The organism is Ruegeria sp. AB11 (assembly GCF_056536325.1).
Map to the genome: position 1 here is coordinate 1,670,408 of NZ_JBQFJO010000001.1, position 12,769 is coordinate 1,683,176.

15 protein-coding genes are annotated in these 12,769 nt (G+C 57.8%); 14 read left to right on the forward strand and 1 reads right to left on the reverse strand.

Annotation, left to right across the window (positions count from 1 at the left end; all coding sequences use genetic code 11):
• Positions 1–7 precede the first annotated feature (7 nt).
• Positions 8–433, forward strand: a complete 426-nt coding sequence (locus tag ACR3EJ_RS08425) for a hypothetical protein (protein ID WP_480422911.1) — start codon at positions 8–10, stop codon at positions 431–433.
• A gap of 113 nt (positions 434–546) precedes the next feature.
• Here ACR3EJ_RS08425 and ACR3EJ_RS08430 read toward each other — a convergent pair whose 3' ends face one another.
• Positions 547–759: a DUF1127 domain-containing protein gene (locus tag ACR3EJ_RS08430; RefSeq protein ID WP_170545485.1), complete on the reverse strand. Its 213-nt coding sequence runs from the start codon at positions 757–759 to the stop codon at positions 547–549.
• A 332-nt stretch (positions 760–1,091) separates the two neighbouring features.
• Between ACR3EJ_RS08430 and ruvC the strand changes: the two genes are divergently transcribed.
• From ruvC to ftsH, 13 genes are all read left to right on the forward strand, one after another.
• The gene (gene ruvC / locus ACR3EJ_RS08435) at positions 1,092–1,589 is read left to right on the forward strand and encodes a crossover junction endodeoxyribonuclease RuvC (protein ID WP_170545483.1); all 498 of its coding nucleotides are present in this window, start codon (positions 1,092–1,094) and stop codon (positions 1,587–1,589) included.
• The gene (ruvA, locus tag ACR3EJ_RS08440; protein WP_170545480.1) at positions 1,586–2,263 is read left to right on the forward strand and encodes a Holliday junction branch migration protein RuvA; all 678 of its coding nucleotides are present in this window, start codon (positions 1,586–1,588) and stop codon (positions 2,261–2,263) included. Before ruvC ends, ruvA begins: the two co-directional genes overlap by 4 nt.
• Before the next feature lie 4 nt (positions 2,264–2,267).
• Positions 2,268–3,287, forward strand: a complete 1,020-nt coding sequence (ruvB, locus tag ACR3EJ_RS08445; protein ID WP_170545478.1) for a Holliday junction branch migration DNA helicase RuvB — start codon at positions 2,268–2,270, stop codon at positions 3,285–3,287.
• A gap of 63 nt (positions 3,288–3,350) precedes the next feature.
• Complete coding sequence (locus ACR3EJ_RS08450) at positions 3,351–3,974, forward strand: hypothetical protein (RefSeq protein WP_170545475.1); 624 nt, start codon at positions 3,351–3,353, stop codon at positions 3,972–3,974.
• Positions 3,971–4,354 carry a tol-pal system-associated acyl-CoA thioesterase gene (ybgC, locus tag ACR3EJ_RS08455; protein WP_170545473.1) on the forward strand — a complete coding sequence of 128 codons (384 nt, stop codon included), beginning with the start codon at positions 3,971–3,973 and terminating at the stop codon, positions 4,352–4,354. Before ACR3EJ_RS08450 ends, ybgC begins: the two co-directional genes overlap by 4 nt.
• 105 nt (positions 4,355–4,459) lie before the next feature.
• Entirely contained in the window at positions 4,460–5,155 is a 696-nt protein-coding gene (gene tolQ / locus ACR3EJ_RS08460) for a protein TolQ (RefSeq protein WP_010438152.1), read from the forward strand.
• Positions 5,156–5,157: 2 nt separating this feature from the next.
• Complete coding sequence (gene tolR / locus ACR3EJ_RS08465; RefSeq protein WP_170545470.1) at positions 5,158–5,628, forward strand: protein TolR; 471 nt, start codon at positions 5,158–5,160, stop codon at positions 5,626–5,628.
• A 15-nt stretch (positions 5,629–5,643) separates the two neighbouring features.
• Positions 5,644–6,747 carry a ribonuclease E domain-containing protein gene (locus tag ACR3EJ_RS08470; RefSeq protein ID WP_170545467.1) on the forward strand — a complete coding sequence of 368 codons (1,104 nt, stop codon included), beginning with the start codon at positions 5,644–5,646 and terminating at the stop codon, positions 6,745–6,747.
• Positions 6,744–8,063: a Tol-Pal system beta propeller repeat protein TolB gene (gene tolB, locus ACR3EJ_RS08475; protein WP_170545464.1), complete on the forward strand. Its 1,320-nt coding sequence runs from the start codon at positions 6,744–6,746 to the stop codon at positions 8,061–8,063. Before ACR3EJ_RS08470 ends, tolB begins: the two co-directional genes overlap by 4 nt.
• An 86-nt stretch (positions 8,064–8,149) precedes the next feature.
• Positions 8,150–8,653 carry a peptidoglycan-associated lipoprotein Pal gene (pal, locus tag ACR3EJ_RS08480; protein ID WP_010438162.1) on the forward strand — a complete coding sequence of 168 codons (504 nt, stop codon included), beginning with the start codon at positions 8,150–8,152 and terminating at the stop codon, positions 8,651–8,653.
• Between the two features lie 4 nt (positions 8,654–8,657).
• Positions 8,658–9,488 carry a tol-pal system protein YbgF gene (gene ybgF / locus ACR3EJ_RS08485; RefSeq protein ID WP_170545862.1) on the forward strand — a complete coding sequence of 277 codons (831 nt, stop codon included), beginning with the start codon at positions 8,658–8,660 and terminating at the stop codon, positions 9,486–9,488.
• Positions 9,485–10,738 (forward strand): tRNA lysidine(34) synthetase TilS, encoded by a 1,254-nt coding sequence (gene tilS, locus ACR3EJ_RS08490; protein ID WP_170545461.1) that lies wholly within the window; start codon positions 9,485–9,487, stop codon positions 10,736–10,738. Before ybgF ends, tilS begins: the two co-directional genes overlap by 4 nt.
• 77 nt (positions 10,739–10,815) lie before the next feature.
• A complete protein-coding gene (gene ftsH / locus ACR3EJ_RS08495) occupies positions 10,816–12,732 on the forward strand; it encodes an ATP-dependent zinc metalloprotease FtsH (protein ID WP_170477323.1) in 1,917 nt (638 codons plus the stop codon).
• Positions 12,733–12,769 lie beyond the last annotated feature (37 nt).

Below are 12,769 nucleotides of genomic sequence, written 5' to 3' on the forward strand. Positions count from 1 at the left end.
GAGTTTTGTGGATTTTCGCCACGTTTTTGTCGCATTCTTCTTTTACCGTCATTGGACGCAATCGGGGGGCGGTTTTTTGGAGGCTGCCATGACTGGAAAACAACTGGAATTTGATCAACGCGTTACGCGCTTGAACAAAAAGCATCAAAAACTAAGCCGTGGGTATCGTGCGACCATGCGGTCGGATGGACTGGTGGTGATGAAGCCGCAGCGCGTGCGCTCGGCAGTTCCGGCGAAGGTTTTACTGATGTGTGTGGTGGGCTTCTTTGGTTTCAAAGCTTTCCTTCTGTCCCATCTGGGCCCGTCTGCCTACGACACGCGCGTGGATGCCTTGCACCAAGGCACTGCAGTTGAACAAGCTGGTGCATGGATCATGCAAGCCGATCCTGTGACTGCATTCTTCGCCACCCAATTAAACAAGGTAATGTTCTAGCCTAAGTTTGAACGCCCTCCTCAATCAAAAACACCGCGTGTCTTGAGGCACGCGGTGTTTCTGTTCGCCCCACAGGGAGGAAGTAGGGGCTTATTTGGAGCAGTGACAATTTGTTATCGACTGCCCTCGGCGACTTCGTCGATGTCGCCACGGCACAAGCCGATATCAGCCAGTTCACGATCGGTCAGACCGTTCAGCGCGTTGCGTGTTACACGGGCGTCATTCCATTCGACTACGGTGCTTACAACCGATGCGAAAGTCGCGCCGATACGGCCGACGAGGCCGAATGAGCCAGTGGTGGTGCGGGTGGTGTCCAGTGCAGCCATATCCTGTTTCCTTCTGGTTTGTGTTAAACTCTGATCTTGCGATCTGAGCGGCATCTAGTGATCTCAATCTTGCCGCGCAAGCGCTGAAATTGCATGTGTCCTATGCGTTTTTTGCAATGCTCAGTATCTCTGAAAGCCCTTTAAATCATTGGTTAATTTTCCTTCATATCGAGGTCGAAAATGAACCAGTCCGTGTCGCAAATGAACCCGGGAAGACCAGGGGCGACACAAATGTCGTTTTTCACCCTGCGACCATTTTTCTTGGAAAATGTTCACGCTTCGTGCTAATCGATGGAAAAAGATCACGTAAACCCGAGCAGGCCGAAGCAAACATGCGAATTCTGGGCATTGATCCGGGTCTAAGGACCCTGGGATGGGGCGTCATCGAATCAACGGGCAGCCGCCTGAGCCACGTCGCCAATGGCTTGTGTAAATCCGATGGTGATGAATTGGGAGAACGGCTTTTGTCGCTCCACAACCAGATAGTCGAGGTTATCGCTGAACACCGGCCCGATCAGGCGGCCATCGAACAGACCTTTGTCAACAAAGACGGAGCAGGAACCCTGAAGTTGGGGCAGGCGCGGGGTGTTGCGCTATTGACCCTGGCACAAGCCGGTCTGCCGGTGGGTGAATACGCCCCCAACCGGGTCAAGAAAACTGTGGTGGGTGTCGGCCACGCCGAGAAAGAACAGGTGTTGCACATGGTTAAATTGCAACTGCCGGGTTGTTCGCCCAAAGGGGCGGATGCAGCGGACGCTTTGGCGATTGCGATTTGTCACTCCTACTATGGCTCCGCTCCGCAGGCTCGGTTGAAAGAGGTGCGTGCATGATCGGCAAACTCACCGGACGACTGGACTATCGCGCTGTTGATCACGTTCTGATCGACGTACGCGGGGTCGGGTACATCGTCTATTGCTCAGATCGGACCATGGCGGCTTTGCCCGGTGTGGGTGAAGGTGTATCGATCTACACAGACATGGTTGTGCGCGAAGACCTGATGCAGCTTTACGGCTTTCTGTCCTTGGTAGAGAAGGAATGGCATCGCCTGTTGTGCTCGGTTCAGGGCGTTGGCGCGAAGGTCTCGTTGTCGATCCTCAGTGCGTTGGGACCGGATGGTGTCAGCCGTGCGATCGCCTTGGGCGATTGGGGTGCGGTCAAGGCAGCCAAGGGTGTCGGACCGAAGACGGCACAACGGATCGTGTTGGACCTGAAGGACAAAGCCCCAGGCGTGATGGCTATGGGTGGCACTGTAACCGAAGCAATGGAGGGTCCCGCTCTGGAAGTCATCGACGCGGGTGAGCCTGCGCCCGCGCCGAAACGAGCGGTAAAACCGGCCTCAGGCGCTGCTTCTGCTTCTGCGGGCGCGCTTTCGGCGCTGGGCAATCTTGGCTATGGCCCATCCGAGGCGGCTTCTGCTGTCGCTGAGGCAGCGGCCAATATGCCCGATGCGGGTGAAGCCGATCTGATCCGCGCCGCGCTGAAACTGCTGGCTCCGAAAGGGTAAGTTAATGGTAGACGCCGATCCCGCCTTGCGCCCCGAGCCGATGCCGGAAGACAATGATCGCGCCCTGCGCCCTCAGGGCCTTGATGAATTTATCGGTCAGGCCGAGGCACGCGCGAACCTACGCATCTTTATCCAGTCGGCCCGCCAGCGGGGTGAGGCGATGGACCATACACTGTTCCATGGCCCCCCGGGATTGGGGAAGACCACGCTGGCGCAGATCATGGCTCGTGAGTTGGGAGTGAATTTCCGCATGACCTCGGGGCCGGTTCTGGCCAAGGCGGGGGATCTGGCGGCGATCTTGACCAATCTGGAATCAAGAGATGTGTTATTCATCGACGAGATTCATCGTCTGAACCCGGCAGTTGAAGAGGTGCTTTATCCAGCGATGGAGGATTTCGAGCTCGATCTGGTGATCGGTGAAGGCCCGGCGGCGCGGACGGTGCGAATTGAGTTACAGCCTTTCACGCTGGTCGGGGCGACCACACGCATGGGGCTATTGACGACCCCACTGCGGGATCGCTTTGGTATTCCAACCCGGCTGCAGTTTTACACGGTCGATGAGCTGCATGAGATTGTCACACGGAATGCGCGGAAGCTGGGAGCTCCTGCCGACGATGAAGGCGCGCGCGAAATTGCGCGACGGTCACGCGGCACACCGCGGATCGCCGGTCGTTTGCTGCGGCGGGTCGTAGATTTTGCCATTGTCGAAGGTGATGGTCGGATTACCCGCGAATTGGCGGATTGGGCGCTGACCCGACTGGGTGTCGACAATCTGGGTCTGGACGGGGCCGACCGCCGGTATCTGAAGCTGATTGCCGAGAACTATGCTGGTGGTCCGGTTGGAATAGAGACGCTATCGGCGGCGTTGTCGGAAAGCCGGGACTCGCTGGAAGAAGTGATCGAGCCCTATCTGTTGCAGCAAGGATTGATCCAACGCACCCCGCGCGGACGGATGCTGGCGCAGAAAGCATGGACGCATTTGGGGATGGCTGCGCCCAAAGGGCAAAGCGATCTGTTTGGTTGAAGCAGCTCGCAAGAGATTTTATGCCTCTACTGAGAGTATTTTTCAAAAGATGAAGGTTTAAGCGTGACTCCGGAAGAGATCCAAGCACTGTTCACGCGCGAAAACGGTGAGTTTTTGTTTGCGCGCTGGGGGCGGCCCATCGCGCCAATCGTATTCGGTGTCGAGGATGAGACACTCGCGACCGTCAAAGGCGCGTTTGAAGCGGTCGTCACTCTGGCCGGTCATAAGATGACCGAGACGGACCCTGAGCTGGGTGCCAACTGTATGGTCTTCTTCTTCCGAGATTGGCAGGAGTTGTTGGAAGTTCCTGACCTGGATCGCCTGATCCCGGATTTGGCTCCATTGGTCGAGCGATTGGTTGCCGCTGTTGCCAATCAGTATCGAATTTTCCGGTTCGAAGAAGATGGCGCAATTCGCGCGGCTTTTGTGTTTCTGCGCATGGACAAGGAGATGTCCAAGGTCCCGGCGGAAACACTGGCGCTCAGCCAGGTGGTGCAGACCATTCTGCTATGGTCCGATACGGCATTCCGTAGCGCGTCACCTTTGGCCATCGCAGGTGACGCAACGATCTTACGGCCTGATATTGCCGCCTTGATCCGCGCCGCCTACGATCCGGTTTTACCCGGGGCAGCGCAGGATTCCTCTCATGCGTTGCGTCTGTTTGCCCGATTGGAACAACCGCAATGAAACATGTTTACCCGGTTCGCGTGTATTACGAAGACACCGACATGGGCGGGGTAGTCTATCACGCGAATTACCTGAAGTTCATCGAACGCGCCCGGTCCGACTGGGTGCGCAAGCTGGGCAACGATCAGAACGCGATGCGGGATGCGGGTATTGTCTGGGTCGTGCGGCGGATCGAGGCGGATTATCTGGCTGCTGCGCGCTTCGAAGATGAATTAGTGGTGGAAACCGAGATGGTTTCACTATCGGGTGCGCGGCTGTCGATGTCGCAATTGGTTAGGCGTGGTGAAACCGAGATCTTTCGTGCCGCGGTCACCGCGGTTTGCATGAATGCGCAGGGTAAGCCCGTGCGCCTTCCGGCAGAGATTCGCGCATTGATGTAACATTTTCACCCTCAGGGGTGGTTCTGTTGGCTTTTCCCCTCCATCTGCGTTAGCGTTTGGCAAAACAAGGCCAAATGGCCATCAGGCAAAACAAAGAGCAGGTTCATGGAAGCTGAAACGCTGGCGCTGGCGCAGGAGATCGATTTCTCCATGTGGGGGCTGTTTGCCCGTGCGACATTTATCGTCAAAATCGTGATGCTGATCCTTTTGATCGCATCCTTTTGGTCTTGGGCGATCATCATTCAAAAGCTGATCAATTACCGGGCGGCGCGTCGTGAGGCTCAGGTGTTTGACGAAAGCTTTTGGTCAGGGAATCCTCTGGACGAGCTGTTCGAGAAGATCGGAACACAGCCGGATGGCAGTTCTGAGAAGATTTTTGCAGCCGGGATGATCGAGTGGCGCCGCTCGCATCGTAACGATGGTGGTTTGATCGCCGGGGCGACCGCGCGGATTGACCGCTCGATGGATGTGGCGATCGCGAAAGAAGCCGAAGGGCTGCAAAAAGGACTGCCCATTCTAGCCACGGTAGGTTCGACTGCACCATTTATCGGCCTGTTCGGCACCGTTTGGGGCATCATGAACGCCTTTATCGAGATTGCCGAACAGCAGAACACCAACCTCGCTGTTGTGGCCCCCGGTATTGCCGAGGCGTTGCTGGCCACAGGCCTTGGGTTGCTTGCTGCCATTCCGGCTGTGATTTTCTACAACAAGCTCAGCGCCGACAGTGATCGGATCGTAGGCGGTTACGAAGCATTCGCCGATGAATTTGCAACGATCCTGTCCAGGCAGTTGGATAGCTGACGATGGGTGCGGCGGTTCAGCAATCCTCGGGTGATAGTGGACGCCGGCGCGGGCGGCGTCGCGGCCGTGCCCAGCCGATGGCCGAGATCAATGTGACGCCATTTGTGGATGTCATGCTGGTGTTGCTGATTATCTTCATGGTGGCGGCCCCTTTGCTCACCGTTGGTGTGCCCGTTGATCTGCCAAAGACGGCCGCAAGCGCCTTACCCGGTGACAACGAAGAACCATTGACTGTCACTTTGACGGCAGACGGCCGAGTACAGATCCAGACAACAGATGTGCTGCGCGAAGAGCTGATCGGCAAGTTGCGCGCCATTGCGGCTGAGCGCAGCAGTGATCGAGTGTTCCTGCGTGCTGACGGTGCTATCCCATATGCGCAGGTAATGCAGGTCATGGGTGCGCTGAATGCAGGCGGGTTCTCCAACGTGGGTCTTGTAACCGATACCGGCGGGCCAACGCTGGACGAAGGGTGAGAGTGAGGTCGCGCGGTGGAGACCGGCACCAAGATTTCGGCAATTGCGCATGTCAGCCTGATCAGCTGGGCGCTGTTCGGAGGGACCTTCCGGTCCGAGCCGTTGCCGATGGCAGTGCAGGATGTCACCGTGATATCGTCTGAGCAGTTTGCGGCAATGACCGCCCAGCGGGAGGCACCAGAGGTGCCGACTGACCCGGCTGAATTACAACAACCCACAGAGCCGGACGAGATTGATACGCCGGACCCAGCACCGGAAGAACAGCCAGAGCCGGAACCGGTTGCCCAGCCAGAGCCGGAACCCGAGCCTGAGGTGGAGCCCGAGGAGGTAGAAATACAGCCCGAACCTGAGCTGATCGAACAGCCCCCGACGCTTGAACAGCCCGAGCCCGAGGTGGCGGCGCTTCCGGTTCCTCCGGGTCCCGAGGCGGAACCGAGCCCCGCAGACAAGATCGCACCTGAACAGATTGCACCACCCCCGCCGGAGGCGAAACCGGATGACATTGAGACCCCTCCCGTCTCTTTGGATGAGGGTGCTGAGGTTCAGCAAGAGCAGCAGGACCAGACTGCTCCTGAAGAAGCCGCGCCCGAGATCGTCACCGAGGCGGAAGAGGTCGAGGACCCGGCTCCCCGCACCTCGCCCCGCCCGCGCGTGCGCCCGAACCGTCCGGCGCCACCACCCGAGCCTGAGCTTGCCGAAGCACCTGAACCCGCTCCGACAGAACCCGCGCAAAATGATCAGGCAATCAACGACGCGCTTGCTGAGGCGCTGGGGAATGGTACCGAACCTTCGGGTCCTCCACTGACCAGCGGCGAGAAAGATGCGATGAGGGTTGCCGTGTCGCGGTGTTGGAATGTCGGATCTCTGTCGACGGATGCGCTGGAAACTATCGTCGTCGTTGGGTTCTCGCTTACCCGGGACGGTAAAGTGGTCGGTGGCAGCCTGCAGTTGCTGGACAGTACCGGCGGCTCGGCCGCTTCGGCAAAACAAGCCTACGAGGCAGCGCGGCGCGCGATTTTACGCTGTGGCGCCAAAGGATACGACCTGCCTGCTGACAAATACGATCAATGGCAGGATATTGAGATTACATTCAATCCCGAGAGGATGCGGATCAAATGATGAAACTTCTGACCAGCCTCTTCGTTGGCCTGACCCTTCTTTCGACCTCGGCCTATGCCCAGAGTGGCCCGCTGCGCTTGGAAATCGATGAAGGGATCATCGAGCCGATGCCGTTTGCGGTGCCGAGTTTTGTGCCGGATGGGCCTTCTGCGGCACAATTCGCTCAGGATATATCGCGCGTGATCGTGTCGGACCTGACGGGAACGGGCCTGTTTCGCGAAATCTCATCGGATGCGTTCATCAGCCGGGTCAACAGTTTTGATGCTCCGGTGCAGTTTGCCGACTGGAAAGCAATCAACGCGCAGGCATTGGTGACAGGCGCGGTCAATGTTTCGGGCAAACGACTGACGGTTCGGTTCCGAGTGTGGGACGTATTCTCGGGCCAGGAACTAGGCAATGGGTTGCAGTTTGCCGGCACCACCGACGGCTGGCGTCGGATGGCGCATAAGGTGGCCGATCAGGTCTATACCCGGATCACCGGTGAGGGTGCTTATTTTGATAGCCGGGTTGCGTTCGTATCGGAAAGTGGCCCGAAGGATCAACGGCGCAAGCGGTTGGCGATCATGGATTATGACGGTGCGAATGTGCAGTACCTGACTGACAGCGCCGCCATCGTGTTGGCGCCGCGCTTTTCGCCGACTGGTGACCGGCTGCTGTACACCAGCTATGAAACCGGTCAGCCACGCATCTACGTGCTGGATGTCGGTCGCGTGAAACGGCAGGAATTGCCAACGCAGGAAGGCACCATGAGCTTTTCGCCGCGCTTTTCGCCCGATGGTCGCTCGATTGTTTATTCGCTGACGCAGGGCGGAAACACGGATCTGTGGAAGATGGATCTGGCCTCGGGTCAAAGTGTGCGGCTGACAAACACACCTGCGATTGAGACCGCACCCAGCTATTCGCCGGATGGTGGCCAGATCGTGTTCGAGAGCGACCGCTCGGGCACTCCGCAGCTTTATATCATGCCCGCCAACGGCGGCGAGGCGACGCGGATCAGTTTCGGACAGGGGCGCTATGGCACGCCGGTCTGGTCTCCGCGTGGTGACCTGATTGCCTTTACCAAGCAGAATAAGGGCCGCTTTCACATCGGCGTTATGCGCACCGACGGCAGTGAAGAGCGTCTTCTGACCGCTTCTTTCCTAGACGAAGGTCCCACCTGGTCACCGAACGGGCGGGTCATCATGTTCACCCGCGAAACACAAGGCGCGAGCGGTCGATCGACGCTTTACTCCGTGGATATTTCGGGAAGGAACCTGCGCCCTGTGCGAACGCCGGATGGGGGTAGCGACCCGTCTTGGGGACCACTGCAGAATTGATCGGAACAGGCAGCAGGTAAAGTTCACAACAAACCCGCAATGTGATAGAAGCGCGGCAATAAACAACGAAACACGAGGCACTTGAGATGAAACTGTTGAGCAAAGCCGCGGCTATCGGGGTGCTGACCCTGATTGCTGCCTGTACGAATAACGATCCGTCGGCACTGGGCGGAGGTGCCGGTGGCAGCGGTGCTCTGGTTCCGGGGTCTCCCAGTGATCCGCGCTCGCCAGCTTATTTCCAGCAGACAGTCGGCGACCGGGTTCTGTTTGCCGTCGACCAGTCAACGCTCAGTCCGCAGGCGCAGACGGTTCTTCAAGGGCAGGCCGACTGGCTGCTGGCCAACCCGGATTTTGTCGCCAACATCGAAGGCCACGCGGACGAGCAGGGCACGCGCGAATACAACCTTGCGCTTGGCGCTCGTCGCGCAAACGCAGCTCGGGAATATTTGATCTCGCGCGGAGTTGCGGGCAACCGATTGACCACCGTCAGTTATGGCAAGGAGCGCCCTATCGAAATTTGCAGCACCGAGGATTGCTATTCCAAAAACCGCCGCGCGGTGACGGTGCTGACCGGTTCAACCTTGGGGTAAGATGATGCGATTTGCAGGATTGGTTCTGGCGGCGGTTGTGGCCGTCGCTGGTGTGGCGCAAGCACAGGATCAGCAGACGCTGGCGGATATCCGTCAGGAACTGACTGTGCTGCATGTGGAAATCCAGCGTCTCAAGCGCGAGTTTTCGACCACAGGCTCGCCCGCGCCGAACCTGTCCGGCAGTTCCGTTCTGGAACGTGTCGACGCGATCGAGGCCGAGTTGCAGCGTCTGACGCGCCAAACCGAGCAGTTGAACCAGCGGGTGCAGAATATCGTCACCGACGGTACGAACCGGATTGGTGATCTGGAGTTCCGTCTGGTTGAGCTTGAAGGCGGAGATCTGAGCACATTGGGCGAAACCTCCACACTGGGCGGTGAGACACAAACGAAAGTTGCGGTAACTCCTTCACCAACGCCGACGCAACCTTCGGACACGGATCAAGGTGAACTTGCTGTGGGTGAGCAGGCCGATTTTGACGCTGCTTCGCAGGCATTGGCGGATGGGGATTTCCAAACCGCAGCCGATCTGTTTGCGCAGTTCGACGTGTCTTATCCCGGTAGCCCGCTGGCGAGTCAGGCTAATTTGCGTCGCGGGCAGGCGCTTAAAGGGGTGGGTGATACCCGGGAAGCTGCACGCGCGTTCTTGGCAAGTTTCACAGGCGATTCCGAAGGCCCCCTGGCCCCTGAGGCTTTGTTTGAGTTGGGCGCAGCGCTTGGACAATTGGGTCAAACAGATCAGGCCTGCATTACACTCGGCGAAGTTGGTGTGCGGTTCCCGACTTCGGCACCAGCGGCTTCGGCCGTGCAGGAAATGGCAACGCTGGGCTGTTCTTGAACATTGACGCCGATACGCTTCGGGCTGAAGTGCGGGCGCGCTTGCCGGACCCGCTACCATGTCGGCTGGGTGTGGCGGTTTCAGGGGGCAGTGATTCGACTGCCCTCATGCGTTTGTTGGCGGACATAGCACAGCAAGAGCAATTGGAACTATATGCGGCAACGGTCGATCATAGACTGCGACCTGAATCAGCCTCGGAAGCTCTGGCTGCCGCGGCACTGGCGCAGCGCTGGGGTATCCCTCATGAAATACTGAAATGGCAAGGTTGGGACAGAGTCGGTAATCTGCAAGATCAGGCGCGGCGTGCGCGATATCGACTGCTTGTCGCCTGGGCCAAGGCCAAGGGATTGCAGGCAATCGCACTGGGTCATACCGCAGACGATCAGGCCGAAACCGTTCTGATGCGGTTGGCGCGCGCAGCGGGCGTTTCAGGCCTTTCAGCAATGTCCGGGTCGCGCAAAGAAGAGGGGATAACCCTATTGCGCCCATTGCTAACCACGACACGTGAGCGCTTACGAGACTATCTGACTGCGCAAGACATTTCTTGGATTGATGACCCCTCGAATCAGGACCAGCGCTTTGATCGGATCAAGGCGCGTCAGGTCCTATCCGGGTTGGATCAGATCGGCATCACCGCAGCGAACTTATCAAAGGTCGCTGAAAATATGGCACAAGCGCGTGAGGCTCTGGCGCGCTACACGCAGGAATCCGCTGTCAGATGCATCCAGGTGTCGGATGGCGATTTGTGTCTCGACCGCGGTGATTTCGAAACTTTACCCGAGGAAATTCGCCGGCGTTTGGTGATTGCGTCTGTCTTGTGGATTGCTGGCGCTGGCTATCCTCCGCGTCACAACGCGGTGGACCAAGTGATGGATGCGATCTCTTCTGGCCAGACGACGACGCTCGGGGGCTGTATTCTGGTTCCAGAAGGCAAAAAAACTTGGATTTGCAGAGAGCTAAACGCCATCAGGGATCAACGCGCACGACCGCTTGAACCATGGGATCGCCGCTGGATCGTATCTGGTCCAAATCATGCAGATGTTGAAATCCGGGCGCTTGGTGAAGATGGTATTCGGCAGCTTGAAAATTGGCGCTCCACAGGCAAACCCCGTACTGTAGTATTGTCGACACCCGCCGTTTGGACTGGTGATACGGTTTTGGCGGCACCTTTGGCCAGTTTCGCGAATGAATGGCGCGTCGAATTGCTGCCAGAAAGGTCTGACTTTGCGGCTTTGATTTTATCGCATTGAACCTGCCACAATCCTCTCTATTTTAAGGGGTAACTCCGGCAGGTCCCCACCTGCCGAAACCTTTCGGGAGATTTTCCTTGGGCAACGCTCGCAACATCGCCTTCTGGGTCGTTCTGTTTCTACTGATCCTTGCACTGTTCAACCTGTTCAGCGGACCCAGCGGGTCGCTTCAGGGCAATGAAAAAACCTATTCTGATTTTGTGTCCGCCGTTGAAAGTGGTGAGGTCAACAAAGTCACGCTGGACGGTGAGCAGATTCGCTACTCGACTCAGAACGGCGCCAGTTACACTACGATCAAACCCACCGACGCCGAGGTTACCAAGCTGCTGATCGACAAAAACATCCCTGTTGAGGCTGTGAAACAGCAGCAGTCAGGGTTCCAGTCGTTCCTGATCACATTGCTGCCCTTCCTGCTGCTGATCGGTGTCTGGGTCTATTTCATGAACCGGATGCAGGGTGGCGGTAAAGGCGGCGCGATGGGCTTTGGCAAATCCAAGGCGAAGATGCTGACCGAAAAGCATGGGCGCGTAACCTTTGACGACGTCGCCGGCATTGATGAGGCCAAGGAAGAACTGGAAGAAATCGTTGAATTCCTGCGCAACCCGCAGAAGTTCAGCCGCTTGGGTGGCAAGATTCCGAAAGGAGCGCTGCTGGTTGGCCCTCCGGGGACCGGTAAAACGCTGCTGGCCCGCGCGATTGCGGGTGAGGCGGGCGTGCCGTTCTTCACCATCTCGGGTTCAGACTTTGTCGAGATGTTTGTGGGTGTAGGTGCATCCCGTGTGCGCGACATGTTCGAACAGGCCAAGAAGAACGCGCCATGTATCGTGTTTATTGACGAGATCGATGCCGTAGGTCGCCATCGTGGCGCGGGTTATGGCGGTGGTAACGATGAGCGCGAACAGACGCTCAACCAGCTTCTGGTCGAGATGGACGGGTTCGAGGCCAACGAAGGTGTGATCATTCTAGCCGCGACCAACCGTAAGGATGTGCTGGACCCTGCGCTGCTGCGTCCGGGCCGGTTTGACCGCAACGTGACTGTCGGCAACCCCGACATCAAAGGCCGTGAGAAAATACTGGGCGTGCACGCGCGCAAGACACCTTTGGGTCCCGATGTCGATCTGCGCATCATCGCGCGTGGTACACCCGGCTTCTCGGGTGCTGATCTGGCGAACCTCGTGAACGAGGCCGCGCTGATGGCCGCTCGTGTGGGTCGCCGCTTTGTCACAATGGAAGATTTTGAGAACGCCAAGGACAAGGTGATGATGGGCGCAGAGCGCCGCTCGATGGTGCTGACCCAGGATCAGAAAGAGAAGACGGCTTATCACGAGGCCGGTCACGCCGTCGTTGGCCTGGAATTGCCGATGTGCGATCCCGTATACAAGGCGACCATTATTCCACGCGGTGGAGCTTTGGGTATGGTTGTGTCCTTACCCGAGATGGACCGATTGAACTATCACCGGGATGAGTGCGAGCAGAAACTGGCCATGACCATGGCAGGTAAGGCAGCCGAGGTGATCAAATACGGCGAAGATCACGTCTCGAATGGCCCTGCAGGCGACATCATGCAGGCCAGTCAGTTGGCACGTGCCATGGTGATGCGCTGGGGCATGTCCGACAAGGTTGGCAACATCGACTATGCCGAGGCCCATGAAGGCTATTCGGGCAATACTGCCGGATTCTCAGTATCGGCGCATACGAAAGAGCTGATTGAGGAAGAGGTGAAACGCCTGATCCAGCAAGGTTATGAGCGTGCGCACCAGATTCTGACCGAAAAGAACGAGGAATGGGAGCGCCTGGCTCAGGGGCTGCTCGAATACGAGACGCTGACCGGAGATGAGATCAAACGGGTTATGAACGGAGAATCGCCAAGTGAGAGCGATGACGAAGGCGACAAACCTGATGAGGGCAACGCGCCAAGCGTCACCGCGATTCCCAAAACCAAGGCTAAGAAGTCTCCACCCGAAGGTGGCATGGAGCCTGAACCCTCAGCTTAACCAGACAGACCCGGGCGTTGCTCGGGTCTTTTTTCTT

Bases quoted from the DNA above. Each gene is read 5' to 3' on its own strand.
- ruvA (WP_170545480.1), top strand. From the start codon at position 1,586: ATGATCGGCAAACTCACCGGACGACTGGACTATCGCGCTGTTGATCAC.
- ruvC (WP_170545483.1), top strand. From the start codon at position 1,092: ATGCGAATTCTGGGCATTGATCCGGGTCTAAGGACCCTGGGATGGGGC.
- tolB (WP_170545464.1), top strand. From the start codon at position 6,744: ATGATGAAACTTCTGACCAGCCTCTTCGTTGGCCTGACCCTTCTTTCG.
- pal (WP_010438162.1), top strand. From the start codon at position 8,150: ATGAAACTGTTGAGCAAAGCCGCGGCTATCGGGGTGCTGACCCTGATT.
- ybgF (WP_170545862.1), top strand. From the start codon at position 8,658: ATGCGATTTGCAGGATTGGTTCTGGCGGCGGTTGTGGCCGTCGCTGGT.
- tolQ (WP_010438152.1), top strand. From the start codon at position 4,460: ATGGAAGCTGAAACGCTGGCGCTGGCGCAGGAGATCGATTTCTCCATG.
- tolR (WP_170545470.1), top strand. From the start codon at position 5,158: ATGGGTGCGGCGGTTCAGCAATCCTCGGGTGATAGTGGACGCCGGCGC.
- ruvB (WP_170545478.1), top strand. From the start codon at position 2,268: ATGGTAGACGCCGATCCCGCCTTGCGCCCCGAGCCGATGCCGGAAGAC.
- ACR3EJ_RS08430 (WP_170545485.1), bottom strand. From the start codon at position 759: ATGGCTGCACTGGACACCACCCGCACCACCACTGGCTCATTCGGCCTC.
- ybgC (WP_170545473.1), top strand. From the start codon at position 3,971: ATGAAACATGTTTACCCGGTTCGCGTGTATTACGAAGACACCGACATG.